The following is a 23,954-nucleotide window of genomic DNA, read 5'->3' on the forward strand; positions in this document are numbered from 1 at the left end:
TGTGCTCGCCCCCCAGTTCCTAACCCCACCTGCACCACGAGAAACGAGGCCAACCCCATGAGCCGCAGCGCCCGCATCCACCGCGCTACCCGCGAATCAGACATCACCGTCGAGATTGACCTGGACGGCAGCGGACAGACCACCATCTCCACTGGCCTGCCCTTCTTCAACCACATGCTTACCGCTTTCGGCGCACACGGCTCTTTCGACCTGGTGGTGCAGGCCCAGGGCGATACTGAGATAGACGCCCACCACACGGTGGAGGACACGGCCATCGTCCTCGGCCAGGCCCTGGCGCAGGCCCTCGGCGACAAGAAGGGCATTCGCCGCTTCGGGGATGCCTACATCCCTATGGACGAGACCCTGGCCCACGCTGCAGCGGATGTCTCCGGGCGGCCCTACTACGTGGGTACGGGGGAGCCGGAGGCGCTGCTCACCACGATCATCGGCGGTCACTACGCCACCGTCATCAACCAGCACTTCTTTGAGACCCTGGCGCTCAACGCCCGCATCGCCCTGCACGTGCGCTGCCTCTACGGTCGGGACCCCCACCACATCACCGAGGCCGAGTACAAAGCGGTGGCCCGGGCCCTGCGCGCCGCCGTGGAGCCCGACCCCCGGGTCAGCGGGATCCCCTCCACCAAGGGCACCCTCTAGGCGCGCCGGAGGGTTAACGGGACCAGTACAGTGTGCAGCATGCCTTCTTCCTCCACCGATTCCCCCAGCGTCGCCCTGCTGGACTACGGCAGCGGCAACATCCGGTCCGCCCACCGCGCCCTCGAGCGGGCCGGGGCAGAGGTCACCGTGACGCGGGACCCGGGTACCGTCCTGGCCGCCGATGGCCTCGTCGTGCCCGGGGTGGGCGCCTTCGCCGCCTGCATGGCAGGACTGCGGGAGGTCAAGGGCGACCGCCTCATCGGGCAGCGCCTGGCCGGCGGGCGCCCCGTGCTGGGGATCTGCGTGGGCATGCAGATCATGTTCGAGGGGGGAGTGGAATACGCCGAGGGGACAGGTGCTACGGCAGCCCCGGGCGCGGGGGAGTGGCCCGGTACGGTGGAGCGCCTCGACGCGGACGTGCTGCCGCACATGGGGTGGAACACCGTGGACGTCGCCGAGGGCAGCGCGATGTTCGCCGGGGCCCCGGCGAACGAGCGGTACTACTTCGTGCACTCCTATGGGGTGCGCCGATGGGAGCTGGAGACCGACGGGCGCACCCAGGCCCCCCTGGTGCACTGGGCGGAGCACGGTCGCTCCCGCTTCATCGCCGCCGTGGAGAACGGCCCGCTGTGGGCCACGCAGTTCCACCCGGAGAAATCCGGGGATGCCGGGGCCCGGCTGCTGCGCAACTGGGTGGGCACGCTGCGCCCCTCACCCTGACGACAAGAGCTAACAACATGTGCTTATAGGATGGCCGGTATGACTGCCTCAGATCAGAATTTGACCCTCCTACCAGCGGTGGACGTAGCCGATGGCCAAGCGGTACGGCTGGTGCAGGGTGCCGCCGGGACGGAAACCGGCTACGGTCAGCCGCTGGAGGCTGCCCAGCAGTGGCAGGCGGCGGGGGCGGAATGGATTCACCTCGTGGACCTGGACGCCGCCTTCGGTCGGGGCAGCAACTTCGAGCTGCTGCGGGACGTGACGGGGGCCCTGGACGTCAAGGTGGAGCTCTCCGGGGGCATCCGGGACGACGAGTCCCTCGAGCGGGCCCTATCCACCGGCTGTGAGCGAGTGAACATCGGCACCGCCGCACTGGAAGATCCGCAGTGGTGCGAATCCGTGATCCGCCGCTACGGGGAGAAAATCGCCATCGGCCTGGATACCCGCCAGGTTGAGGGGCAGTGGCGCCTGCGCGGCCGGGGCTGGACCTCCGACGGCGGGGATCTGTGGGAGGTGTTGGAACGCCTCGACTCGCAGGGCGTATCTCGCCTCGTCGTGACGGATGTCAGCCGCGACGGTATGCTCAACGGCCCCAACGTGGACCTGCTGCGGGACGTAGCCGCGGCCACCGAGGCGCCCGTGGTGGCTTCCGGCGGCATCTCCAGCCTGGCGGACATCGCCGCGCTGGCAGCGATTGTCCCGGAGGGCGTGGACTCGGCGATCGTCGGCAAGGCCCTCTACGCCGGCAAGTTCACCCTACAAGAGGCTTTGGAGGTGGCTCGCCGATGAACGAACCCCTGGACACTCGCGCCCTGCTGGCGATCGCCGAGGCCGCGGTGGATGAGGCGGAAACGACATTCTCGGCGGCGGTCGGCGCGGAGCCGGAGGTCATGAAGTCCCCCGGCGATTTCGCCACGGAAGCCGACCTCACGGTGGAGCGCCAGCTTCGCACCCTGCTCACGCAGTACACCGGCCTGCCGGTGCACGGTGAGGAATACGGCACCGTCCTACCGGGGGAGTTCCCGGTGGAACACAACCCCAGTGACGAGATGGCCGATGGCCTCGATGGGCCCCGCCGCCGGGATCGCCGCCCCCACGAGGACGAGGAGATGCCGGAGACCTTCTGGGTGGTCGATCCCATCGACGGCACAGCCAACTACGCGGTGGGCAATCCGTTCTGCTGCATCCTCATCGCCCTGGTGCATCACAATGAAATCCAGTTGTCCGTCACCGAAATGCCCCTTTTGGGACGCCGCATCACGGCGCGCCGGGGCCACGGCCTCTTCGTCGATGGTCACCCCGCCCGTTCCATGCCCCCCTCCGACCCGGGAGTCACGCAGATCAGCTTCGGCTCCATCCTTTCGCAACGCCGGGGTAACCTGCCGATCTCCTACCGCCAGGACATGCTCAACGAGATCGGCAAGTCCTACCCGCGCATGCGGGTGACCGGTTCCGTGGGCATCGACTTGGCCTTTACCGCTGCCGGTGTGTTCGGCGGGACCGTCACGTTTAGCCCTAACCTGTGGGATAACGCTGCGGGCATTCTCGCGGTGCAGGAAAACGGGGGGATTGCTACGGACTTCGCCGGCAATCCCTGGCGCCCGGGTGTCTCCGGGCTCGTCGCCGGGGAACCGGAAGTTCACGAGGCCCTGTTGGAGCACATCCAAAACGTGCCCATCGGCACGGCGGCGCGCAACGCCCAGGACGTCATGGATCGAGGGGGCATCCGATGAGCGTCACAGTGCGGGTCATCCCCTGTTTGGATGTGGATGAGGGCCGCGTGGTCAAGGGCGTGAACTTTACCGGGCTACGGGATGCCGGTGATCCCGTGGAGCTGGCCGCCCAATACGACGCGCAGGGCGCGGACGAGCTGACCTTCTTGGACGTCTCCGCCTCCAAGCAGGGCCGGGGCACCATGCTGGAGGTCGTGCGGCGCACGGCGGAACAGGTGTTCATTCCCCTCACCGTCGGCGGGGGTGTGCGCAGCGCGGAGGACGTAGACGCTCTGCTGCGGGCGGGCGCGGACAAAGTCTCCGTGAACTCGGCTGCGGTGGCCCGCCCGGAGCTGCTCCGGGAGCTCTCCCAGCGCTTCGGGGCGCAGTGCATTGTGCTGTCTGTCGATGCCCGGCGGGTCCCCGAGGGCTCCGCGCAGCAGCCCAGCGGATACGAGGTGACCACGCACGGCGGGACCACGTCGGCGGGCATCGATGCGGTGGAATGGGCCCGGCGCGGCGAGGAGCTAGGGGTCGGCGAAATCCTGTTGAATTCTATGGACGCCGACGGCACCAAGCGCGGTTTCGACCTCGAGATGCTGCGCGACGTGCGGGCGCAGGTGAGCATCCCGGTGATCGCCTCCGGCGGTGCCGGCCGGGCAGAGCACTTCCCCCCGGCCGTGGCCGCAGGCGCGGACGCGGTGCTCGCCGCGTCCATTTTCCACTTCGGGGAAGTGGCGATCAGCGAGGTCAAAGCCGCCATGGCAGCGGCTGGCTGCGAGGTGCGGTGATGACCCCCGACGCGGAGATCCGAGAGTGCAACCTGGATCCCGCCATCGCCGCCCGGTTGAAGCGAACAAACGACGGGTTGGTGGCGTCCATAGTGCAAGATGCCGCCGACGGGACGGTGCTGATGATGGCCTGGATGGATGACCACGCACTGGCCTACACCCTGGCCACCCGCAAGGGCACCTACTGGTCGCGGTCCCGCGGGGCCTACTGGGTTAAGGGGGAGACCAGCGGGCACGTCCAGCACGTGCGCCAGGTCCGGTTGGACTGCGACGGGGATACCGTGCTGCTCACGGTGGACCAGACGGGGGCGGCTTGCCACACGGGAACGCGTAGCTGCTTCGACGGTGATCAGCTTCTCTAGCTCCGATGGCCGTAGGGCACAATGGTTCCTATGTCCGAATCCTTCCTGACTACTCGGGAGAACTTCCGCGTTCTCGCCACCCATCGCCGTGTCGTGCCGGTGGTGTGCAAGGTCCTGGCGGATAACGAGACCGCGCTATCCACCTACCGCAAGCTCGCGGACAACCGCCCCGGGACCTTCCTGCTGGAATCTGCGGCCCACGGCCAATCCTGGGATCGATACTCTTTCATCGGCACCGGGGCTCGCTGCGCGCTGACGGCGAAGAACGGGCACACCCGGTGGATTGGGGAACCACCCGTGGACCTGCCCTGCCCGGCGGACCCCCTCGACGCGGTCCGAGCCACCCTCGCCGCCCTGCACACGGATCCCATGCCGGACCTGCCCCCGCTGACCAGTGGACTGGTGGGGTACATGGGCTACGACATGATCCGCTACATCGAGGACGTCCCGGACACCTGCATCGACGACCTCAACGTGCCGGACATGGTGCAGATGCTGGTGGACACGATGGCCGTTGCGGATCACCACGAGGGCAGCATCTGGCTCATCGCGAACGCCGTGAACTGGGATAACTCGGACCAACGGGTGGACGCCGCCTACGACGATGCCGTCGGGCGCATCGATGCGATGCTCGAGGATCTCGCGGCACCCATCCCCACCCCACCCCAGCGCTACACTGCAAGCCCGCCGGATCCCCGCCGCCAGCGCACGGAGGCAGAACACGCCCAGCGCATCGCCGAGTGTAAGGAACACATCCGCGCAGGCGACGCCTTCCAGATCGTGCTCTCCCAGCGCTTCGAGCTGGACACCGACGTGGACGGGCTGGATGTCTACCGGATGCTGCGCGTCTCCAACCCGAGCCCATACATGTTCCTCGTGAACATTCCGGACGAGGCTTTCGCCAATACCGCTTTCCAAATCATCGGTTCCTCCCCAGAATCCCTCGTGCGGGTGCAGGACCGGCGGGTGAGCACGTATCCCATCGCCGGTTCCCGGCCGCGGGGGCGCGACTACGAGGAAGACCAGCTCATGGAGAAGGAACTCGTCGGCGACGAGAAGGAAAACAGCGAACACCTCATGCTGGTAGACCTCGGGCGCAACGACGTGGGGAGGGTGAGCTCCCCCGGCAGCGTGGAGGTCCACGACTTCCGGCACGTGGAACGCTACAGCGCGATCATGCACCTGGTCTCCGGGGTGACGGGCACGCTGGCTCCCGGTCGGACCGCCGTCGATGCCTTCGCCGCAACCTTCCCGGCCGGCACGCTCACCGGCGCGCCGAAACCGTCGGCGATGAGCATCATCGACCGGTTGGAGCAGACTCGCCGCGGGGTTTACGGCGGCACGGTGGGCTACTTCGACTTCTCCGGGAACACGGACCAGGCCATTGCCATCCGCACCGGGCTCTACCGGGACGGCACGATGGTTGTCCAGGCCGGGGGAGGGATCGTCGCCGATTCCGACCCGGCAGCAGAGGACTTAGAGAGCCGCAATAAGGCCGCCGCGGTGCTGCGCGCGGTTGCCGCTGCCGAGGGGCTGCGGGAAGCCGGGGCGCGCGCGGACGGGCCGGCTCGCGCTGAGGAGCCGACTTGCTCCGGCAGGTCAGAAGCAGCAGTGGCCGCACAACCGCAGGAGTCAAAGCGATGAAGCGAACCCGGAAAATCACCCCCCGCAACGCCGCGCTCTCACTCGTCGCCCTCTCCGCCGTGGGCCTGTGGGGGGCCGGGCGTTTGACATGGGTGAGCGCCCATGCCCGTGATGAGCTTGCGGGGGATTCCACCCACAAACTCGTGGGCGCCGTGTGGGACCCGGCCACCACCCCCCTGGCTCTGGCGTTGCTGGCCACAGTGGTCCTCAGCCTGGCGGTGGGGCCGCTGGTTCGGCGGATCCTGGGCACGGTGATCGTCGCGTTGTCCGCCATTGCGAGCTTCCGGGCGGTGATGCTGCTTACCACCGGAGCCGATTCAGAACGGGCCCGCCAACTGCTCACCTCCGGAGCGGCCACCCAGATGCAGTCCAAGCCCGTCCAGATCGCGGACTGGGCGGGGGTCACGAGCGTCGACGTTCACTACCTGCCCGTTGTTCTGGCGCTGCTGGCCGCGGCCGCTGGCGTGGTGGGGGGCGTGCTGCTGGCGATGTGGCCCGGGCGTCCAACCACCGGATCCACCAGGTTCGATACCCCCGAAACGCGGCGCCGAACCGCCGAAGAGGACCTGGCGGAGAACCCCGACGAGCACCGGGTCCTGTGGGATGCCCTGGACGCCGGGGTGGACCCCACCCAGGAAGGCGAGGGTGAATCGACGGAGGGGAAGGCGACGGAGAATCGGGGATGACGGCGTATCGGGGATGAAGCCATCCGGCTCGACCGGCTAATTTCGTTCGCGCCTGATCCCCGGGATACGCTGACAGCGCAAGAGGTCCCCTCCCACAATCTCCGTTCCGTTCGCCGATCCAGCAGGAAGACCAATGGCTACAGTGTTAGATCAGATCATCGCCGGTGTTCTCGAGGACCAGGCGGAGCGGGAAGCGCGCATCCCCTACCGGGAGATCAAGGCGATGAGCCTGGACGCGCCCCCGCCGCGCGATGCGTTCGCCGCCCTGTCCGGCCGCAACGTCAAAGTGATCGCGGAGGTCAAGCGGGCCAGCCCCTCCAAGGGCAACTTGGCGGAGATCCCGGAGCCCGCGGTGCTGGCCAAGGCCTACGGGGACAACGGTGCCAGCGTGATCAGTTGCCTGACCGAGCAGCGCCGGTTCAAGGGCTCCCTGGCGGACTTCGACGCGGTGCGCGCGGCCGTAGACGTGCCACTTTTGCGCAAGGATTTCACGGTCAACCCCTACCAGATCCACGAGGCCCGGGCCCACGGTGCCGACGTCATCCTACTCATCGTCGCCGCCCTGGATCAGGTGCGCTTGGAGGCCCTGTTAGATCGGACGGAATCCCTGGGCATGACGGCCCTCGTGGAGGTGCACACCGCCGAGGAGGCGGAGCGAGCCGTGGCCGCGGGCGCTTCCGTCATCGGGGTAAATGCGCGGAATTTAAAGACGTTAGAGGTGGATCCCGGCGTGTTTTCCACCATCGCCCCGGCCCTGCCGACGGAAGTGGTGAAGGTGGCCGAGTCCGGGGTACGGGACAAGTGCGATCTGCTGGCCTACGCCGGGGCCGGGGCGGATGCCGTGCTCGTGGGGGAGGGGCTGGTCACGGCAGGTAATCCCGGCCAGGCCTGCAAGTCCCTGGTGGCTGCGGGCCTGCACCCCTCCTGCCCGTCGAAGCGGTAGCTGCCCGGTAGGGTTGAGCGCGTGAGTATGCAGCGCGAGCAACCTTCGACCCAGTCCCCGGCGGGGAGCCTGCCCACGGTGGCAGAAGTAATTGGGAACCCATCGACGTATCACCAGCCCGATGAGCGGGGCCACTGGGGGGATTTTGGCGGCCGGTATATTCCGGAAGCGCTTATGGCAGTGGTGGAGGAGATCAGCGACTCCTGGGCCAAGGCCAAGGCTGACCCGGATTACCTCGCGGAGCTTGATCATCTGCATCGCACGTATTCCGGCCGCCCCTCCCCGCTGTATTATGCGGGCCGTTTCTCGGCGGACATCGGTGCGAAGGTCTACCTGAAGCGGGAGGATCTCAACCACACCGGGTCCCACAAGATCAACAATGTGCTGGGGCAGGTGTTGCTGGCCAAGCGAATGGGCAAGCGCCATGTCATTGCGGAGACCGGTGCGGGTCAGCACGGTGTGGCGACTGCGACGGCCTGCGCTCTGCTGGATTTGAGTTGCCGCATTTATATGGGTGAGGTCGATGCCAACCGCCAGGCCCTGAATATCGCGCGGATGCGTCTGCTCGGTGCGGAGGTGGAGGTGGTCACCGTTGGTTCTCGAACCCTTAAGGACGCCATTAACGAGGCGATGCGTTATTGGGTCTCGCACGCGGATGATACGTATTACTGCTTCGGCACCGCCGCGGGACCGCACCCCTTCCCGGAGATGGTGCGCGACCTGCAACGGATTATCGGCGCGGAGGCTCGGGAGCAGATTCTGCAGGCCGAGGGCCGTTTGCCCGATGCCGCCATCGCCTGCGTGGGCGGAGGGTCCAATGCCATCGGCCTGTTCCACCCCTTCCTCCAGGACGAGCAGGTTCGCCTCATCGGGGCAGAAGCCGGCGGCACCGGGGTGGATTCCGGCAAGCACGCCGCCCCCATCACGGTAGGTTCCCGTGGTGTATTCCAGGGGGCTTACTCCGACCTGATGCAAAACGAGGACGGGCAGATCATCGAGTCTCATTCCATCTCCGCAGGGTTGGATTATCCCGGGGTGGGGCCGGAGCATTCCGCCCTGCATGAGGCCGGGCGCACGGAATACGTGGCCATCACCGATTCGGAGGCGATGGAAGGGTTCAAGATTATGTGCGAGAAGGAGGGCATCATTCCGGCGATCGAATCCTCCCATGCGATTGCGGCGGCTATCAAGTTTGCAGCGGTCCAAAGGGAAGCGAACGGGGATACGGAAAAGGCCCCGCTGTTGCTCATCAACATGTCGGGTCGGGGGGATAAGGATGTCAACACCGCGGCCCAATGGTTTGGCCTGCCGGATAAGAACACGGTCGTCACCCCCGAGAACGATGAAGTGACGTCCACCGAGGCCGAGGAGCAGGAGAAGTGAGCACACACAGCGCCGAGGGGCAGGGGAACACTGACCGGTTAGCGCAGGTGTTCCGGGCGGCTAAGGAAGAAGGGCGCGCGGTGTTCGTGGGCTACTTGCCCGCGGGGTATCCCACCGTTGCCGAGTCCGTCGAAAACATGGTTGCCCTGGCCCGCCACGCGGACCTGATCGAGGTGGGCATCCCCTTCACCGATCCCATGATGGACGGGCCCACGATTCAGGTGGCGGCGGATACCGCCCTGGCGCACGGCTTTCGGGTAGAGGACACCATCGCGGTGGTTCGAGACGTGGTCGCCGCCGGGGGCAACTGCGTGGTGATGAGCTACTGGAACCCTATCCTGCAGTACGGGCCGGAGAAGTTCGCCGCGGAGCTCGCCGCCGCGGGCGGGTTGGGGAGCATCATCCCGGACCTATTGCCGGATGAGGCCGGGCGCTGGAGCGCTGCTTGCAAGGCAGAGGGCCTGTCCCCGGTGTACCTCGTGGCCCCCTCCACCACGGAGGAGCGGCTGGCCATCACGTGCTCTGCCGCGAAGGGCTTCGTCTACGCCGCGTCGCACATGGGCATCACCGGTGCCCAGGAGCAGGTTGCCAGCAGTGCCGCCGAGTTGGTGCGTCGCACCCGGGAGCACACTGATCTTCCCGTTGCCGTCGGGTTGGGCGTCCGCAATGGACAACAGGCCCGAGACATCGCCGAGTTCGCCGATGGCGTGATTGTGGGCTCCGCCCTCATCCAAGCGGTGGAGGAAGGCACGCTGCCGGACCTCGCCGCAGAACTGGCCGCCGGGGTACGAGGGCGCGCATGATTCTCGCGGCGATTCCCTCCCCGCCGCAAGGCGTGTGGCACGTCGGCCCGGTGCCCATCCGTGCCTATGCGCTATGCATCCTTTTCGGCGTGATCCTTGCCTTCCTGTGGACCCGTCGGCGCTACGCGGCCCGAGGAGGTGATGCGGACCTCACGGTAGATGCCCTGCTCGTCGCGGTGCCCGCAGGGATCATTGGGGGCCGGGCCTATCACGTGCTCACCGACCACCAGCGCTATCTCGGCCCGGGCAAGAACTGGGTGGACATCTTCAAGATCACCAACGGCGGCCTGGGAATCTGGGGAGCCATCACCCTGGGCACCCTCGCCGTGTGGTTGCTCTTTCGCGTGAAGAAGGTGCCGCTGGCGCCGTTCGCCGATGCCGCCGCCCCCGCAATCGTGGTGGCCCAGGCGATTGGACGGCTGGGCAACTGGTTCAACCAGGAACTGTACGGCGGTCCCTCCACCAGCCCGTGGGCCCTGGAAATCTACCGCCGGGTGGATGAGACCGGCATGCCCGATCCCGTGCGCGGACACTCCACCGGGGAGGTGCTGGCCACGGTGCAGCCGACTTTCCTCTACGAGCTGCTGTGGAACCTGGCAGTCGCGGCCGTGTTGGTGTGGGCCGAACGCCGGTTCCGGATGGGGGCGGGGCGCGTGTTCATGCTCTATATCGCGGGCTACACGCTGGGCCGGTTCTTCATCGAACTGATTCGCTCGGACCCAGCGACGATGGTCTTCGGGAACATCCGCATCAACGTCGTGGTGGCCGCAGTGGTCTTTGCGCTGGCCGTCCTCGCGCTCATCGTGACCCGGGGACGGGATCGGCGCGGGGAGACCGCCTTGCGGTAGCGGAGTTCTCGGGGCCACGGCTATCCTCTGTGGAGTGAACAGAAGAACCAAGATCGTGTGCACCCTCGGCCCCGCCGTGGCCTCCCTCGAAAAGATCCGCGGTCTGGTGGACGCGGGTATGGACGTGGCTCGCCTGAACTTCTCCCACGGCGAGCACGCCGACCACGAGCGCAACTACCTGTGGGTACGGCAGGCCTCGGATGAGTCCGGCCGGGCGGTGGGGGTTCTTGCCGACCTGCAGGGCCCCAAAATCCGCCTGGGCCGGTTCACCGAAGGTGCGACGGTGTGGGCCACGGGGGAGACGGTCCGCATCACCGTGGAGGACGTGCAAGGTACTCACGACCGCGTCTCCACCACGTACAAGGGGCTGGCCAACGACGCCCGCCCGGGGGATCGCCTGCTGGTGGACGACGGCAAGGTCGCCCTCGTGTGCAAGGAGGTGGACGGCAACGACGTGGTCTGCGAGGTCACGGAGGGTGGCCCCGTCTCCAACAACAAGGGGGTTTCCCTGCCGGGGATGAACATTTCCGTCCCCGCCCTGTCCGAGAAGGACCGGGAGGACTTGCGCTTCGCCCTGAAGCTGGGGGTGGACTTCATCGCGCTGTCCTTCGTGCGCTCCCCGGCGGACGTGGAGCTGGTGCACGAGGTCATGGATGAGGTGGGCCGCCGGATCCCGGTGATCGCCAAGCTGGAGAAGCCGGAGGCAGTGGACGCGCTGGAGCCGATCATCCTGGCCTTCGACGCGGTCATGGTGGCCCGCGGGGACCTCGGTGTGGAGGTGCCCCTGGAGGACGTGCCGCTGGTGCAGAAGCGCGCGATCCAGATCGCCCGCGAGAATGCAAAGCCGGTGATCGTGGCCACCCAAATGCTGGACTCCATGATTGATAACTCCCGGCCAACCCGCGCGGAGGCCTCGGACGTAGCCAACGCCGTGCTGGACGGTGCGGATGCGGTGATGCTGTCCGGGGAGACCTCGGTGGGCAAGCACCCCCTGACCACGGTGGAGACGATGGCCCGTATTGTCACGGCGGCGGAGATTGATGGCGATGTTCCGCCGTTGACGCACCTGCCCCGGACCCGGCGCGGCGTTATCTCGTATGCCGCGAAGGACATCGGCGAGCGGCTCAATGCCCGGGCCCTGGTGGCCTTTACGTCCTCCGGAGATACGGCGAAGCGGGTCGCGCGCCTGCGTTCCCGGCTGCCGTTGCTGGTGTTCACCCCGTTCCAGGCCGTGCGCTCCCAGCTTGCGCTGACGTGGGGAGCGGAGACCTTCCTATCCGACCGCGTGCAGAGCACGGACGACATGATCTCCGCGGTGGACGAAGCCCTGCTCACGATGGAGGAGTACCAGTACGACGACATGATGATCATCGTCGCCGGTTCTCCCCCGGGGATTTCCGGGAACACCAACATGATTCAGGTGCACTTGCTGGGCCAGGAGCACGGCTCTCACAGCCAGTACACCGGCCGCTAAACCCCCAGGTAGGCCAGGACCCCGCACGCGGCGGCCCGGATGCCCGCCTCCACCGAGCCGGGGGCGGGAGCGAAGTCGCCGGAGTGGTTCCCGGGGACATCCGCCCCGGAGCCCCATAGATCCTGGTCGGTGATGCCCACGGTCCAGAACAGGTAGGGCACGCCGAAGTGCCGGGGGATTTCGGAGAAGTCCTCACTGGCGGTCCACCGCTCCGCGTCAACGGATTCCGAGCCGAAGACCGCATCAAAGGTCGGCCGGACTCGCGCGAAAACACCCTCGTCGTTGTCGGTGAGTTCCCCGTGGGCGGAGTACTCGATCTCGGGATCGGCGCTCACCCCGGAGGCCACGCATTCCCCGCGGACGACGCGCTCGATGGCCCGATAGACCCGGTCCCGCTGATCGGTGTTATAGAAGCGGCAGTTCAGCACGAGGGTGGCGGTCTGCGGGATGGTGTTGTTCGTATGCCCGGCGGAGAGCGTGCCCACGGTGATCACCGCGAACTCGTCCGGGGGCACCTCACGCCCCACGATTCCCTGCAGCCGGACGACGATCATCGCGGCGAGGTAGGTGGGGTCAATGGACTCGTGCGGTGCCGAGCCGTGGGCGGACTTGCCGTGCAGGGTGATCGTAATGGTGTCGCAGGCGGCGAGGACCGGCCCCGGCGCGGAAAAGACGCGTCCGACCGGCCCGGGCACGATGTGCTGGCCCAGGCAGACCTCGGGGGTGGGGATTTTCGCGGCGAGCCCGTCGTTGACCATGGCCTGGGCTCCGGCGGTGATCTCCTCGGCGGGCTGAAACAGGGCGATGAACGTTCCGGCCCACGCGCTGCGGTGGGCGTCCATAATGGCGCATAATCCCAGCAAGCTGGCGGTGTGCACATCGTGGCCGCAGGCGTGCATGACCCCCTCTACGGTGGAGGTGTAGCTCAGCCCCGTGGTTTCCGTCACGGGGAGGGCATCGAAGTCCGCCCGCATGAGCACGGTGGGACCCTCCCCGTTGCGGAAGACGGCGGTGATGCCGTGGCCCCCGATGCCGGTGGTTACTTCGCAGTCGAACTGCGCTAGTTTCTCCGCGATGGCTGCGGCGGTGTTTTCCTCGGCCCCGGAGAGCTCTGGGTGGGCGTGCATCCACTCCCGAAACTCCTCCACCCACTCCAGGCCGACCAGCCAGCTATCCTCGGCGCCCGGGCGCAGGTGGTCGGCGAAAGACGGGGTGGTGGCCTGCGGATTCTGTTCGGGGCTGCTCATCGTCTCTCCTCCGGTGCTGGCTGTTCAGCCCCTCCCTGCTGCTCCTCCTGGTCCGGCTGCGCAGGGTGCGGCCCGGGAGGTGTCGGCCTGATGGCGGGGTTGTACAGCAAAGTGTTCGGGGTGGATCCGCATTCCTCGCCGAGCCGGATACCGGAGGCCAGGGTGCCTTCCTCCCGGGCTTTCTCCAGCACCGCCAGCACCCGCCGCTGGAGGTCCTGGGGGGAGATGGTGTTGATGTAAATCTTCGTGCCGCCCTCGAACCCGGCCAGGGTGGACACTCGCCACTTGATGACGATCCGCCACGGCATCGGCACGTCCACGTCCAGGGGTCGGTACAGCCATTCTTCGTTGCAGGGGATCGTGGGCCCCGCCGCGACGTGGCAGGCGTGGACGAGGTCCGCGACAGCATCCCGCTCGGCATCCGGCATGAGCCAGGGCTCCGTCGTCGCGGACTTACTGAATACCTCCAGCGTGGGCCAGCGGTGCCCGAACCCGGCGAAGGCCACGGCGTGGTCGTTCTCCGCGATGATGAGGTTGTGACGCATGGCGTAGTCCACGGCCCACTCGTTGTACATGTTGGGGTTGGAGCGCACCTGGGCGATCTCCACCTCGTTTTGCAGCCCGTGCTCGTCGATCGCCACGAGCTGCTTGTGGAGGTGTTCGAAGCTGGCCCCGGCGGGTGCCAGCCAGTTCTGGAACACGGCCACGTAGCGCACGTAACGGTTTGCCCGGTAGAGCTGGTCCATGCTGTCGATGGTGAACTGGATGAACAGGCGGTGATCGCGCCAGTCCAGGGTGCCGCTGGCCGCCAACTGGTCGGTGTGTTCGGCGCCGGGAATGTAGTGGTCCCGGGCGATGATGACGTCGTGCCCCCCGGCGAATAGGGCCGCGCCCCGCTCCCGCAGGGTCTCCATGCGCCGGTCGGGCTCGAAGAGTTCGTTCAGTTCCTCCTCGCTGGTCCCGGCGGCGCGCAGCTTGACCCGCAGGATCTTCTCGACGTGCTCCTGCCCGGCTTCCTCGGAGAGGTAGTCCGTCATGTGCATCGCCGCAGCCGGGTTCATGTGATACCCGTAGTTGAGGTTCCAGTAGTCGTACGTGAGGATCTCGAAGAGGTTGGCTACCCGGCGGAATAGCGGTGTGGTCGCATCCAGTTCGCTGGTCCGCAGGCCCCGCAGGATCCGCGCGTGGTCATCGGCGTCCCGAATCATCCGGGACTTCTCCGGGGGAGTGTCGAGTTTGCGCTCAAGGCCAAAGGCCGTGACCGTATCCCGCTCGCCGATGGGCTTGCGCTCGGGTTCATAGTGGGCCAGGGGGCGGTTGCCGCGGCCTGGGACGGTCCACACTTCCGTGCCGGAGAAGGGGTTGACCTGCTTGATCGTGCCGTCCGGGAGTGTGGTGAGCGGGGGGACGGGGGCCGGTGAATGCGCGGGTTTTCCAATCACTCTTGCGATCCTAGCCGGTGGTTGGGACATTTCCTGGGCACGTCTCACGCGGCCGCCGGGATGTGGGACACTGCTTGGTATGCCAAAGATTGTTTTCCGTGTGCTGGCCTCCGCCGAGCAGCTCGAGGAGATCAGTGAGGATTTCCGGCGTCTGTTTGCCGCTATGGGGGAGGCTGTGGACGCCACCTTCACCCAGCGCACGAACCTCACCCCCGACCCGCAATTGCTGGCGACGTGGGTGGAGGTGTTTGGAACCACCCCGGCCGAGGCCCACGCGGAGGGCGCGGAACTGGTGGTGGAGGTGCGCCGGTACGACATTGGCAGCATCTCCGGCCTGTGCATGCACTTGGCGGAGCTGCTGACGACGCGCGACAAGCCCCCGGCCGAGCCCTTGCTACGGCAGGTGGCCGACGATTCGGGCCGCCCCCGGGTGCCGTGGCACGTAGAGGTCAGCCCGTAGCTTTAAGCCCGACAGCGGGTGGAGTCACGTTCGCCGGCGACCGGCTGCGGGCCCCCTAGAGCAGGCTGGACAGGAAGCCCTGGGTGCGCTCGTGTTGGGGGTTGGTGATGACGTCCCGGGCGGGCCCGTGTTCCACGACCACGCCCCCGTCCATGAAGGCCACTTGGTCGGCGACTTCCCGGGCAAAACCCATTTCGTGGGTCACGACGAGCATCGTCATCCCCTCCTCGGCGAGGTGACGCATGACGTTGAGGACCTCGCTGACCAGCTCGGGGTCCAGTGCGGAGGTGGGCTCGTCAAAGAGCATGAGCTTGGGCCGCATCGCCAATGCCCGGGCGATGGCCACGCGCTGCTGTTGCCCGCCGGAGAGCTGCACCGGGTAGGCCTTGGCCTTCGCGGCCAGCCCCACCTGGTCCAGCAGATCCAAGGCGCGTTTTTCGGCTTCGGCACGGGACTCGCCCTTGACCTGCACCGGGGCTTCCACAATGTTGTCCAACACGGTGCGGTGGGGAAACAGGTTGAAGTGCTGAAAGACCATGCCGATGTCCCGGCGCTGCTTGGCGGCATCCCGCTCTGAAATTTTGTAGAGGGTGCCGTTCTTCTCCCGGTAGCCGATGAGCTCCCCGTCGACCTCGATGCGCCCGGCGGTGACCTGCTCTAGGTGGTTTATGCAGCGCAGGAGGGTGGATTTGCCGGAGCCGGAGGGGCCGATGAGGCAGGTCACGCTACTGCGGGGGACTTCCAGGTTGATCCCCTTGAGGACGTCGAGGCGGCCGTAGCTTTTCCACACGTCCTTGACGGCGATCATGGGGCTTGTGCTGTTGGGTGCAGGTTGTGCGGTAGCCATGATGTTTCGCTGCGTTCCTCTAGTTCGATTCGGCGGTGTCGGCGACGGTGACGTTGCGGGGCAGGGCGCCTTCGGCATCGGCCAGGGCCGCGAGCTGGCGGGTGGTGACGGTGCGGCTGGAGCCGCGGGAGTAGTACTTCTCCAGGTAGAACTGGCCGACCATGAGCACGCTGGTGATGACCAGGTACCAGGTGGCCGCGACGAGCAGCAGCGGCACGGGCTTGAAGATGCTGTTGGAGATGTCCGTGGCACGGCCGAACAGCTCGGCGGCGTAGGGGACAACGACGACGAGGGAGGTGGTCTTCAGCAGGCTGATGAACTCGTTGCCCGTCGGCGGGATGATGATCCGCATGGCTTGCGGCAGCACGGTGCGGCGCATGTTTTGGCTCCAGGTCATCCCCAGCGCCTTGGAGGCCTCCGATTGTCCTTCGGGCACGGCCTGGATCCCGGCTCGCACGATCTCCGCCATGTAGGCCGCTTCGTTGAGCCCGAGGCCCACGACGGCCAGCAGGAACATGTTGGACAGCGCCTGCTGCAGGTCGATGTGGACGAACCCGGCGTTGATGCCCTGGTAGATGCTGCCCAGCAGCCCCCAGAACATGAGCTGGACGTAGACGGGGGTTCCGCGGAACACCCACAGGAACAGCCAGCTGACCCCCTGCAGCACAGGGTTGGGGGACATGCGCATCACGGCGATGAGGGCGCCGAGGATCACGCCCAGGGCCATCGCGAGGATGGTCATGAGGATGGTGTGCCCGGCGGCCGCGAGGATGCGGGTGTCGAAGAGGTATTGCCCGAAGGTGCCCCACTCGTAGGCGCTATTGCCGGCGGCGGAGATGATGAACCAGGCCAGCAAGCCCAGGACGATCGCCGCGGCAATCCACCGGCCGGGGTGGCGCAGGGGAACGGCTTTGTTGTCCTCCGGGCGGGAGGTGGTTTGGCTTTCCGTTGTGGGAGCGCTCATCACTGCGTTCTCCTGTCTGTCGTGGCGTTGTCCGGGCGGCGGTCGGGCACCGGTTCAAGGTTGAAGGTGATGGAATCCACGGCGCCCTTTTCCAGGCCCCACGGCTTGAGGATCTTGCGGTAGGTGCCGTCCGCGAGCATCTGCTGGAGGGCCGCGATGAGGGCGGTGCTCAGGGGAGAGCCCTTTTGCACGGCCCAGCCGAAGGGGGCCGTGTCGAAGGGTTCCCCGATGGGAGCTAGTTTCCCCTCGGCTCGTTTCGCGGCGAAGGCAATGACGGGCGAATCGGAGCTGTAGGCCTGGGCCCGTCCCAGCACGGTGGCGGTCGCTGCGGCATCGGCGGAGGGGTACACCAATTTGGTGATCTCCGGCTTGCCCGCGCCGGTGCATTTGTCGTTTTTGGCGGGCAGCTCGTCCGTGTCCGAGTAGGTGCCTTTCTGAACGGCGACGGTCAAGCCGCAACCATTGTCCGGGTCGATGGACTTTTCGGACCCGGGCTGGGTGGCCCATTGGGTTCCTGCCCTGTAAAAGTCGACGAAGTCGTAGGTTTGTTCGCGTTCTTCTGTGTCCGTGAACGAGGATGCACCTACGTCCACGGTGCCGGCGCTAATGGCGGGGAGGATGAGGTTGAAGTCCATCTGCCGCACGTCCACTTCTAGGCCCAGGAGGGAACCGGCGGCTTTGATGAGGTCCACCTCGTAACCGATGATCTTGCCGTTGGAATCCTTGAATTGGGCCGGGGCGTAGGGGGTGTTGGAGCCGACGGTGAGGTGCCCCTTTTGTCGAATGTCGGCGGGGACGAGTTTGGCCAATGCCGGGTTTGCGGCCGGGCTGATTTTCTTCCACCCGTCTGGGTTGCCCACCTCTCCATTGGTCACGCATGCGGACAGCGCCGTAGCTGTGACAACGGCGAGTACGGCAGCGCCGATCTTGCGGTTGCCAATAATCATGCGCGTCACTATATCTGACGGGGTGTCCGCTTCTACCCCCGCCGAAACCTTCCCGCATACCTACGTTTGCGAGTTCCCGACCCCGGTGGGGCCCGTTGCCGCGCGCGCTGCTGTGGGCGTCCCCAAGAAAAATGGGAGAGCATCCGATGGCAATGGTGACGCTGATTCGGCGGCATTGATCGGAATGTGGTTTGTGGATCCGGCCGATCCCAGCTCGGTTCCGGGGGACGCGGTGGCGGTCGAATCGATTGGGGACGCCAGAGCCCGGCGCCTTCTGGAGGATCTGCAGGCTGCCCTCACCGATTTGTTCGCTGGGCGGGATGTGCACTTCGATTGGCCTATCGAGCTGCGCGGCACCGAGTTGCAGAAAGCCGTGTGGGAACAATTGCGGGGCATTCCGTTTGGGCAGACGCGTACGTATGGTCAGTTGGCCGCGGCCATTGGGCGGCCCACTGCGGCGCGCGCGGTCGGGCAGGCGGTGGGGAAGAACCCCATCTGCCTGCTGCTGCCTTGCCACCGCGTCGTGGGGGCGGGCGGGAAGCTCACGGGATTCGCCGGTGGCTTGCAGCGGAAGCGGGCGTTGCTGGAGTTGGAGCGCACCATCGGGGAAAACGGGGCCGGGGTAAGGGCCGCGGCAGAGTAGCAGGGGGCCCGGGATCTAACACAGCCTTAACCTCCCGAAAGCTCTTCAGCACCCCCGGAACACGCCTGGCGCAAAATCCTGGCGGCGTGCCGTAGGGTAAGAATGTTTTGAAGCCCTAAAAGGGGTGAGCAAAGGGAGAGGCGAATAGTGCGCTGGCAGGGGAAGACGACGTGGCTTTTGGCCTTGGCCGCATTCCTATGGTGGCTGTTCAATGCGGAAGCGGCGGCTCCGGGTAACGATGTCTGGGGGGCACGGCCTCCGCTGGATTTCGTGATTTACCACAAGGCGGGTCTCGGAGTGGCCCAGGGGCATGACCTCTACGACGGGCCGGTTCTTCGGCATCTGCCCTTCACCTATCCACCGTTCGCCGGTGCGTTGTTCTCCCTGATGTCCCGGTGGCCCGTGGTGACGGCCGCTGCGCTGTGGCAGATGTTCAGTTTCTTGGCGCTGGTGGGCGTGGTTTTCGCTGTGCTGGTGGAGCGGAGGGTGAAGCTCAACGCACCCGTGGTGGCGATCGGCTTGGGGTTGTCCTTGGCGGCGCTGGCATTGGATGCCGTGCGGGGCACCTTCTACTTTGGGCAGATCAACCTGTTCCTGATGCTGCTGGTGGCAGTCGATCTGCTGCCGAAGTGGAGGCCGTGGGCCGGGGTGGGGGTTGGTTTGGCGGCCGGGATTAAGCTGACCCCGGCATTTATGGGCGTGAACTTCCTCATCGAACGCAATTGGCGGGCCGCGGTGGTGAGCGTGCTGACGTTCCTGGGGACGGTGTGGATTGGGTTCCAGTTCGTGCCGGATGCGAAGCGTTTTTGGACCGAATCCGTGTTCCAATCGCAGCGGATTGGGGAGGAATCCAATCCGGGGGCGCAGTCCATCAAGGCGGTGCTATTCCGTGAGTTCGGTGGGGTATCCACCTTGACGTGGCTGCTGATTGTCGTGGTTCTCGTGGCGCTGTGTATCGCGGGGCTGCTGCGCAGCATGAGGCTGGGGAACCGCTCCTTTGCCATGGTGCTGTCTGGGATGACGGCGGCGATTGTCTCCCCCTTCAGCTGGTTTCACCACTGGGTGTGGTTAGTGCCACTGGGGGTGTGCATCGTGTGTTTCGTCAACGAGAAGTGTGGGCAATTCCGGGAGCGTAGGAACCTTCACGGGGTGAGGGGCTGGGTGGTCTCGCAGCTCGGCGCGCTGCTGGCCATTGTGAATCTCGGCGTGCTGATGATCCCGTATTACAGCAAGGAGCTGTACGGCAAGATCGGCTGGACGCACCAGTCCATGAGCACCAACTCGTGGTGGCGGCAGAGCTTCATACTGGGCGGGTTGGTGCTGGTGATTGGGTACGGGCTGTGGTCTCTGGGGTGGTTCGCCCGGGATCGCAGGGCAGCGCGGAGGTCCTCGGCGGGCGCTTGGGGTACAGCGGCGGGGGAGAAGGCCGCTGGAAATGAGGGAGAGAAGGGCGCTGAGAAGCGTGATAAGGCTGGGCGTGGCAGGGTTGGTGCGGAATCGGTCGGTGATGTTGAAGGGGGACCGGAGGCGAGCGCAGTTAAGACCGCAGGGTCGGCCGTGGCAGCCAAAACGCGGATGAAGAAGCAGGGCTTAGGCCAAAGTGAAGACGACCAGAAGGGGAACACAGCGTTGGAGAAGTGAGGAGCGTCAGCCGGGGGAATTGGGGGCTGGCACTGGGGCTGACCTCGGGGCTGACACCGGGGAATGTCGAAGGACGGGAGTCAGCCGATGGAATCGCCCTGGTTAGGGGCCCACGCTGAGCCTAGGATGCTGCTCGCAGTTGCGAGTAGAGGGCTCCGAAGGCGACACCAATGACGGTCACGATGATGATCCCGGCTAGAAGATAAACCACAAGGTATCGGAGGAAAGCGGAGCGGTTTTCAAGTGCCCACAACCCAGGGGAAATAAGTGCTCCGGCACGTGCTAGCGCAAAGATCGACGTAACAGAGGTGGCGACGAAAACAGTCGGCCAGACCCACCACGGATAATCCGCAAGAAGGCCAAAGAATCCCCAGGAGATGGAAGTGAAACCGGCGCCAAGCACAGTGGCGAATAGCGGTACAGGGCAGGTCGTGCCCGAGGGGAGGCGTACCTCTGACCTGGGGCCAGGTAGGCGGTTAGACATGAGAGGGGATTCTCCCGGCAAAAGCGACAGGTTGCGGTGGGTCGCATCCACTGTACGGGTCTAACGGGTGCCGGGGGCGGCTCAGTTTTGCCGGGCTCAGGTGTCCGCTCTGGGTCTCGCGCGGTGGCGCCTATTGACGGTTCTTCCTTTCCCCTTGGATCTGAAACTTCAGACGTAGATGACCCCAGTCATCGGCACTCTCCTTACCAGCGGAGGGTCAACGGCTGGCGTCGATACCCGCAACCCCAATCGTGCGGTGCCCGTGGGTCAACCGGAAAGGCCGAGTGGACGAACTTCCCACGCGGAGGTCACAGACTAAACTCCCCGGGGACCGTTACAAGCCAGGGCGATTGAATGGACACTTCTTGGACACTTTGCCTGTCTTGGTCCGGCCGTGTTCACTGTCTCTGCTGGTCGTTGTGCCCCAGGTGAGACTCGAACTCACACTGGACGGGTTTTGAATCCGTTGCCTCTGCCAATTGGGCTACTGGGGCGCGAGTTGGAATCTTAGCCGACCATCGTTACCGCCCAAAAACCACCTGCCCATACGCGGCCGATGGGGCCTGTTCCACCCGTGAACTACACTCGCACCCATGACTCCGGCGGACGCGAACGACAAGCCCACGCTACTGCTCCTCGATGGCCACTCCCTGGCGTTCCGTGCCTTCTACGCCCTTCCAGCAGCCAACTTCTCCACGACCGGTGGCCAGCACACCAATGCGGTCTACGGTTTCCTGGGGATGTTCCTGGGGTTGATGGATAACGAGCACCCCACCCACGTCGCCGCCGCTTTCGACCTGTCCGGGCCTACGTTCCGGGAGGAGAAGTTCCCCGAGTATAAGGCGCAGCGCCCGGCCCCGCCGCAGGAATTCCGCGGCCAGGTCGATCTCATCCGGGAAGCCCTGCAGAGTCTGGGCATCGCCACGCTGGATTACGAGGCCCACGAGGCCGACGATGTCATCGCCTCCCTGGCCACCCAGGCGCAGCGGGCCGGAATGCGCACCCTCATCTGCACGGGGGACCGGGACTCGCTGCAGTTGGTCAGTCAGGACGTCACCGTCTTGTACACCCTCAAAGGCGTGTCCGATCTGCACCGGTTTACGCCCGAAGCCGTGGAGGAGAAGTATGGGGTGGCCCCCGCCGCCTACCCGGACCTGGCCGCCTTGCGGGGGGACACTAGCGATAACATGCCGGGGGTTCCTGGCGTCGGGCCTAAAACGGCGCAGAAATGGATCAACGAGTACGGCAGCCTGCAAGGGGTGATCGACCACATCGACGAATTCAAAGGCAAAGTGGGCACCAGCCTCCGTGAGCACATTGACGAGGTCACCCTCGCCCGCGAGATCACCGAAATGGTGCGCGACCTGCAGTTAGTGGATTCCCTGGAGGATCTGCGCCCCAAACCGGTCGACGCGGGGCAGACGCTGCAGTTCTTCGAACGCTTGCAGTTCGGCTCCAACCTTCGCAACCGGGCCTTCCGCATCATGGGCGTGGAATACGAGGACACCACCGTGCGCCCCATCACCGTGGACACCCCCGACCGCGGAAAACTGGCCTCGTGGCTGTCCAAGAACCTGGGTTACCGCCCCAAGGGCACCACCGCACCGGGTCCTGCCGCCGTGTGGGTCGCCGGGGAGCAGCTCGCCATCGTAGGTGGGGAAAACCACGGCGTGCTGCTGGACCTCGCGGATTCCGCGGAAAAGGACGAGGGCGCCGTCCGTCATTGGCTCGCGGATCCCGGTTCGCCGAAATGGGTGCACGACGCCAAAAGCAGCGCGCACCAGCTACACGCGCAAGGGCTGCACCTGGACGGCGTGGAGCACGATGCCGCCATCGCTGCGTATCTACTGCGTCCCGACCTGCGCACCGGGGAGCTGGCAGATGTGCTGCAGCGTTACGCCGGACGCGACCTGCCCGGCAACGCCAGCCCCCTGGACTGCGCCCAGGCCGTCGCCGAGCTCACCGGGATCCTCGCCGCCGAGCTCAACAACAACGACTTGGCCGAACTCTACTTCGACCTTGAGCTCCCCCTGACCATGATCCTCGCCCGCATGGAAACCGCCGGCATTGCGGTAGACCGGGAGGCCCTGGAGGACCTCTCCTCCGACTACGGGGCCAAGATCGACGAGGAGGTCACCGCCGCGCGCCAGGAGGTAGATCGGCCGAAGCTCAACCTCGGCAGCCCCAAGCAACTACAGGAGGTGCTGTTCGAGGACCTCGACCTGCCCAAAACCAAGAAGACGAAGACGGGTTACTCCACCGCCGCGGGGGAACTGGAGAAACTAGCCGCGCACACCGACCACCCCTTCCTGCGGCACCTCATGGCTCACCGCGAGTACCAAAAGATGAAGACAACCATCGACGGGCTTATCGAGGCCATCGCCGAGGACGGTCGGATTCACACCACCTTCAACCAACGCGGTGCCGCGACGGGGCGGTTATCCTCCGTGGAACCCAACCTGCAGAACATTCCGGTGCGCACGGACGCCGGACGGCGTATCCGAGAGGCCTTCAAAGTGGGGGAGGGATACGAAACCCTGCTCACCGCCGATTACTCCCAGATCGAGATGCGGGTCATGGCCCATTTATCTGAGGACGCCGGACTCATCGAGGCCTATACCCGCGGCGAGGACCTCCACAACTTCGTGGGCTCCAGGGTTTTCGACGTCCCCGTGGATGCGGTAACTCCCGAACTGCGGCGGCGGGTGAAAGCCCTCAGTTACGGGCTGGTGTACGGTCTGTCCGCATTTGGGTTATCGCAGCAGTTGAAGATCTCCGGCGGCGAGGCCAAACGCATCATGGAGAACTACTTCGAACGGTTCGGCGGGGTGAAGCGATACCTGGACCAAGTTGTGGAACAAGCCCGGGAGGATGGCTACACCCACACCCTCTACGGGCGGCGCCGGTACCTGCCGGAGCTAACCTCCGCCAACCGAGTGGCCCGGGAGAATGCCGAGCGAGCCGCGCTGAACGCACCTATCCAGGGCACCGCGGCAGACATCATCAAGCTCGCCATGATCCGGGTGGACCGCAGCCTGCGGGAAGCCGGGCTGAAAACTCGCGTGCTGCTCCAGGTGCATGACGAGCTAGTCCTGGAAGTGGCACCCGGGGAGCTGGAGCGGGCGAAGGAGTTGCTCGTGGAGCAGATGGACAATGCCGCGAGCCTGCGGGTGCCGCTGGACGTGTCCGCGGGGGATGGGGAGAACTGGGATTTGGCGGCGCACTAGGTTTGGGGGCCCTCAACCCGCAATCTTCG

The 23,954-nt window shown here is 65.9% G+C and carries 22 protein-coding genes and 1 tRNA gene; 17 read left to right on the top strand and 6 right to left on the bottom strand.

What is annotated here, in order from left to right; translation table 11 throughout:
- Window positions 1-57: 57 nt before the first annotated feature.
- The 13 genes from hisB to pyk all read left to right on the top strand — a co-directional run bounded on the left by hisB (window position 58) and on the right by pyk (window position 12,023).
- Window positions 58-657, top strand: a complete 600-nt coding sequence (gene hisB, locus CHEID_RS04210) for an imidazoleglycerol-phosphate dehydratase HisB (protein ID WP_112769650.1) — start codon at window positions 58-60, stop codon at window positions 655-657.
- A gap of 39 nt (window positions 658-696) precedes the next feature.
- Window positions 697-1,377, top strand: coding sequence for an imidazole glycerol phosphate synthase subunit HisH (gene hisH, locus CHEID_RS04215; RefSeq protein WP_112769651.1), 681 nt, complete (start codon window positions 697-699; stop codon window positions 1,375-1,377).
- 39 nt (window positions 1,378-1,416) lie between these two features.
- Window positions 1,417-2,166 (top strand): bifunctional 1-(5-phosphoribosyl)-5-((5-phosphoribosylamino)methylideneamino)imidazole-4-carboxamide isomerase/phosphoribosylanthranilate isomerase PriA, encoded by a 750-nt coding sequence (gene priA, locus CHEID_RS04220; RefSeq protein WP_112769652.1) that lies wholly within the window; start codon window positions 1,417-1,419, stop codon window positions 2,164-2,166.
- Window positions 2,163-3,110, top strand: a complete 948-nt coding sequence (locus CHEID_RS04225) for an inositol monophosphatase family protein (RefSeq protein WP_112769653.1) — start codon at window positions 2,163-2,165, stop codon at window positions 3,108-3,110. Before priA ends, CHEID_RS04225 begins: the two co-directional genes overlap by 4 nt.
- Entirely contained in the window at window positions 3,107-3,880 is a 774-nt protein-coding gene (gene hisF, locus CHEID_RS04230; RefSeq protein ID WP_112769654.1) for an imidazole glycerol phosphate synthase subunit HisF, read from the top strand. Before CHEID_RS04225 ends, hisF begins: the two co-directional genes overlap by 4 nt.
- On the top strand, window positions 3,880-4,242 hold the full coding sequence (gene hisI, locus CHEID_RS04235; RefSeq protein ID WP_112769655.1) for a phosphoribosyl-AMP cyclohydrolase: 363 nt from the start codon (window positions 3,880-3,882) through the stop codon (window positions 4,240-4,242). Before hisF ends, hisI begins: the two co-directional genes overlap by 1 nt.
- Window positions 4,243-4,272: 30 nt before the next feature.
- Window positions 4,273-5,886 (top strand): anthranilate synthase component I, encoded by a 1,614-nt coding sequence (locus CHEID_RS04240; RefSeq protein ID WP_273661349.1) that lies wholly within the window; start codon window positions 4,273-4,275, stop codon window positions 5,884-5,886.
- The gene (locus CHEID_RS04245) at window positions 5,883-6,572 is read left to right on the top strand and encodes a TIGR02234 family membrane protein (RefSeq protein WP_112769955.1); all 690 of its coding nucleotides are present in this window, start codon (window positions 5,883-5,885) and stop codon (window positions 6,570-6,572) included. The genes CHEID_RS04240 and CHEID_RS04245 overlap by 4 nt, the downstream gene beginning before the upstream one ends.
- Before the next feature lie 133 nt (window positions 6,573-6,705).
- A complete protein-coding gene (gene trpC, locus CHEID_RS04250) occupies window positions 6,706-7,515 on the top strand; it encodes an indole-3-glycerol phosphate synthase TrpC (RefSeq protein ID WP_112769954.1) in 810 nt (269 codons plus the stop codon).
- A 27-nt stretch (window positions 7,516-7,542) separates the two neighbouring features.
- Window positions 7,543-8,898 carry a tryptophan synthase subunit beta gene (gene trpB, locus CHEID_RS04255; protein ID WP_112769953.1) on the top strand — a complete coding sequence of 452 codons (1,356 nt, stop codon included), beginning with the start codon at window positions 7,543-7,545 and terminating at the stop codon, window positions 8,896-8,898.
- Window positions 8,895-9,701, top strand: coding sequence for a tryptophan synthase subunit alpha (gene trpA / locus CHEID_RS04260; RefSeq protein WP_112769952.1), 807 nt, complete (start codon window positions 8,895-8,897; stop codon window positions 9,699-9,701). The genes trpB and trpA overlap by 4 nt, the downstream gene beginning before the upstream one ends.
- Complete coding sequence (gene lgt, locus CHEID_RS04265; RefSeq protein ID WP_112769951.1) at window positions 9,698-10,549, top strand: prolipoprotein diacylglyceryl transferase; 852 nt, start codon at window positions 9,698-9,700, stop codon at window positions 10,547-10,549. The genes trpA and lgt overlap by 4 nt, the downstream gene beginning before the upstream one ends.
- 34 nt (window positions 10,550-10,583) lie before the next feature.
- The gene (gene pyk, locus CHEID_RS04270; protein ID WP_112769950.1) at window positions 10,584-12,023 is read left to right on the top strand and encodes a pyruvate kinase; all 1,440 of its coding nucleotides are present in this window, start codon (window positions 10,584-10,586) and stop codon (window positions 12,021-12,023) included.
- On the opposite strand, the gene CHEID_RS04275 is transcribed toward pyk, so the two are convergent.
- Window positions 12,020-13,270 (bottom strand): amidohydrolase, encoded by a 1,251-nt coding sequence (locus CHEID_RS04275; protein WP_112769949.1) that lies wholly within the window; start codon window positions 13,268-13,270, stop codon window positions 12,020-12,022. The genes pyk and CHEID_RS04275 overlap by 4 nt on opposite strands.
- Window positions 13,267-14,712, bottom strand: coding sequence for a DUF4921 family protein (locus CHEID_RS04280; protein WP_238599377.1), 1,446 nt, complete (start codon window positions 14,710-14,712; stop codon window positions 13,267-13,269). The genes CHEID_RS04275 and CHEID_RS04280 overlap by 4 nt, the downstream gene beginning before the upstream one ends.
- Before the next feature lie 79 nt (window positions 14,713-14,791).
- Here CHEID_RS04280 and CHEID_RS04285 point away from each other — a divergent pair, with 79 nt between their 5' ends.
- Window positions 14,792-15,172 (top strand): hypothetical protein, encoded by a 381-nt coding sequence (locus CHEID_RS04285; protein WP_112769947.1) that lies wholly within the window; start codon window positions 14,792-14,794, stop codon window positions 15,170-15,172.
- 55 nt (window positions 15,173-15,227) lie between these two features.
- On the opposite strand, the gene ehuA is transcribed toward CHEID_RS04285, so the two are convergent.
- Genes ehuA through CHEID_RS04300 form a run of 3 tightly spaced genes read right to left on the bottom strand, consistent with a single transcriptional unit; the run spans window position 15,228 to window position 17,930 of the window.
- Window positions 15,228-16,019, bottom strand: a complete 792-nt coding sequence (gene ehuA, locus CHEID_RS04290; protein ID WP_112769946.1) for an ectoine/hydroxyectoine ABC transporter ATP-binding protein EhuA — start codon at window positions 16,017-16,019, stop codon at window positions 15,228-15,230.
- A 19-nt stretch (window positions 16,020-16,038) separates the two neighbouring features.
- Entirely contained in the window at window positions 16,039-16,983 is a 945-nt protein-coding gene (locus CHEID_RS04295) for an amino acid ABC transporter permease (protein WP_112769945.1), read from the bottom strand.
- Entirely contained in the window at window positions 16,983-17,930 is a 948-nt protein-coding gene (locus tag CHEID_RS04300) for an ABC transporter substrate-binding protein (protein ID WP_273661355.1), read from the bottom strand. Before CHEID_RS04300 ends, CHEID_RS04295 begins: the two co-directional genes overlap by 1 nt.
- Window positions 17,931-17,952: 22 nt before the next feature.
- Between CHEID_RS04300 and CHEID_RS04305 the strand changes: the two genes are divergently transcribed.
- Together CHEID_RS04305 and CHEID_RS04310 are read left to right on the top strand one after the other, a co-directional pair.
- Window positions 17,953-18,573: a methylated-DNA--[protein]-cysteine S-methyltransferase gene (locus CHEID_RS04305; protein WP_273661357.1), complete on the top strand. Its 621-nt coding sequence runs from the start codon at window positions 17,953-17,955 to the stop codon at window positions 18,571-18,573.
- 270 nt (window positions 18,574-18,843) lie between these two features.
- The gene (locus tag CHEID_RS04310; protein WP_146743868.1) at window positions 18,844-20,214 is read left to right on the top strand and encodes a glycosyltransferase 87 family protein; all 1,371 of its coding nucleotides are present in this window, start codon (window positions 18,844-18,846) and stop codon (window positions 20,212-20,214) included.
- Between the two features lie 904 nt (window positions 20,215-21,118).
- On the opposite strand, the gene CHEID_RS04315 is transcribed toward CHEID_RS04310, so the two are convergent.
- A tRNA-Leu gene (locus CHEID_RS04315) sits at window positions 21,119-21,192 on the bottom strand.
- 99 nt (window positions 21,193-21,291) lie between these two features.
- Here CHEID_RS04315 and polA point away from each other — a divergent pair.
- Window positions 21,292-23,925, top strand: coding sequence for a DNA polymerase I (gene polA / locus CHEID_RS04320; protein ID WP_112769771.1), 2,634 nt, complete (start codon window positions 21,292-21,294; stop codon window positions 23,923-23,925).
- Window positions 23,926-23,954: the final 29 nt, after the last annotated feature.

The organism is Corynebacterium heidelbergense, assembly GCF_028609845.1.
Taxonomy (GTDB): Bacteria; Actinomycetota; Actinomycetes; order Mycobacteriales; family Mycobacteriaceae; genus Corynebacterium; species Corynebacterium heidelbergense.

What these genes read in the sequence shown, in the direction of transcription:
- hisF (WP_112769654.1), top strand. Translation starts at nt 3,107, where the DNA reads ATGAGCGTCACAGTGCGGGTCATCCCCTGTTTGGATGTGGATGAGGGC.
- CHEID_RS04275 (WP_112769949.1), bottom strand. Translation starts at nt 13,270, where the DNA reads ATGAGCAGCCCCGAACAGAATCCGCAGGCCACCACCCCGTCTTTCGCC.
- CHEID_RS04285 (WP_112769947.1), top strand. Translation starts at nt 14,792, where the DNA reads ATGCCAAAGATTGTTTTCCGTGTGCTGGCCTCCGCCGAGCAGCTCGAG.
- lgt (WP_112769951.1), top strand. Translation starts at nt 9,698, where the DNA reads ATGATTCTCGCGGCGATTCCCTCCCCGCCGCAAGGCGTGTGGCACGTC.
- CHEID_RS04300 (WP_273661355.1), bottom strand. Translation starts at nt 17,930, where the DNA reads ATGATTATTGGCAACCGCAAGATCGGCGCTGCCGTACTCGCCGTTGTC.
- CHEID_RS04245 (WP_112769955.1), top strand. Translation starts at nt 5,883, where the DNA reads ATGAAGCGAACCCGGAAAATCACCCCCCGCAACGCCGCGCTCTCACTC.
- priA (WP_112769652.1), top strand. Translation starts at nt 1,417, where the DNA reads ATGACTGCCTCAGATCAGAATTTGACCCTCCTACCAGCGGTGGACGTA.
- trpB (WP_112769953.1), top strand. Translation starts at nt 7,543, where the DNA reads ATGCAGCGCGAGCAACCTTCGACCCAGTCCCCGGCGGGGAGCCTGCCC.
- CHEID_RS04295 (WP_112769945.1), bottom strand. Translation starts at nt 16,983, where the DNA reads ATGAGCGCTCCCACAACGGAAAGCCAAACCACCTCCCGCCCGGAGGAC.
- hisB (WP_112769650.1), top strand. Translation starts at nt 58, where the DNA reads ATGAGCCGCAGCGCCCGCATCCACCGCGCTACCCGCGAATCAGACATC.
- trpC (WP_112769954.1), top strand. Translation starts at nt 6,706, where the DNA reads ATGGCTACAGTGTTAGATCAGATCATCGCCGGTGTTCTCGAGGACCAG.
- hisI (WP_112769655.1), top strand. Translation starts at nt 3,880, where the DNA reads ATGACCCCCGACGCGGAGATCCGAGAGTGCAACCTGGATCCCGCCATC.
- CHEID_RS04240 (WP_273661349.1), top strand. Translation starts at nt 4,273, where the DNA reads ATGTCCGAATCCTTCCTGACTACTCGGGAGAACTTCCGCGTTCTCGCC.
- ehuA (WP_112769946.1), bottom strand. Translation starts at nt 16,019, where the DNA reads ATGGCTACCGCACAACCTGCACCCAACAGCACAAGCCCCATGATCGCC.
- CHEID_RS04225 (WP_112769653.1), top strand. Translation starts at nt 2,163, where the DNA reads ATGAACGAACCCCTGGACACTCGCGCCCTGCTGGCGATCGCCGAGGCC.
- hisH (WP_112769651.1), top strand. Translation starts at nt 697, where the DNA reads ATGCCTTCTTCCTCCACCGATTCCCCCAGCGTCGCCCTGCTGGACTAC.
- polA (WP_112769771.1), top strand. Translation starts at nt 21,292, where the DNA reads ATGACTCCGGCGGACGCGAACGACAAGCCCACGCTACTGCTCCTCGAT.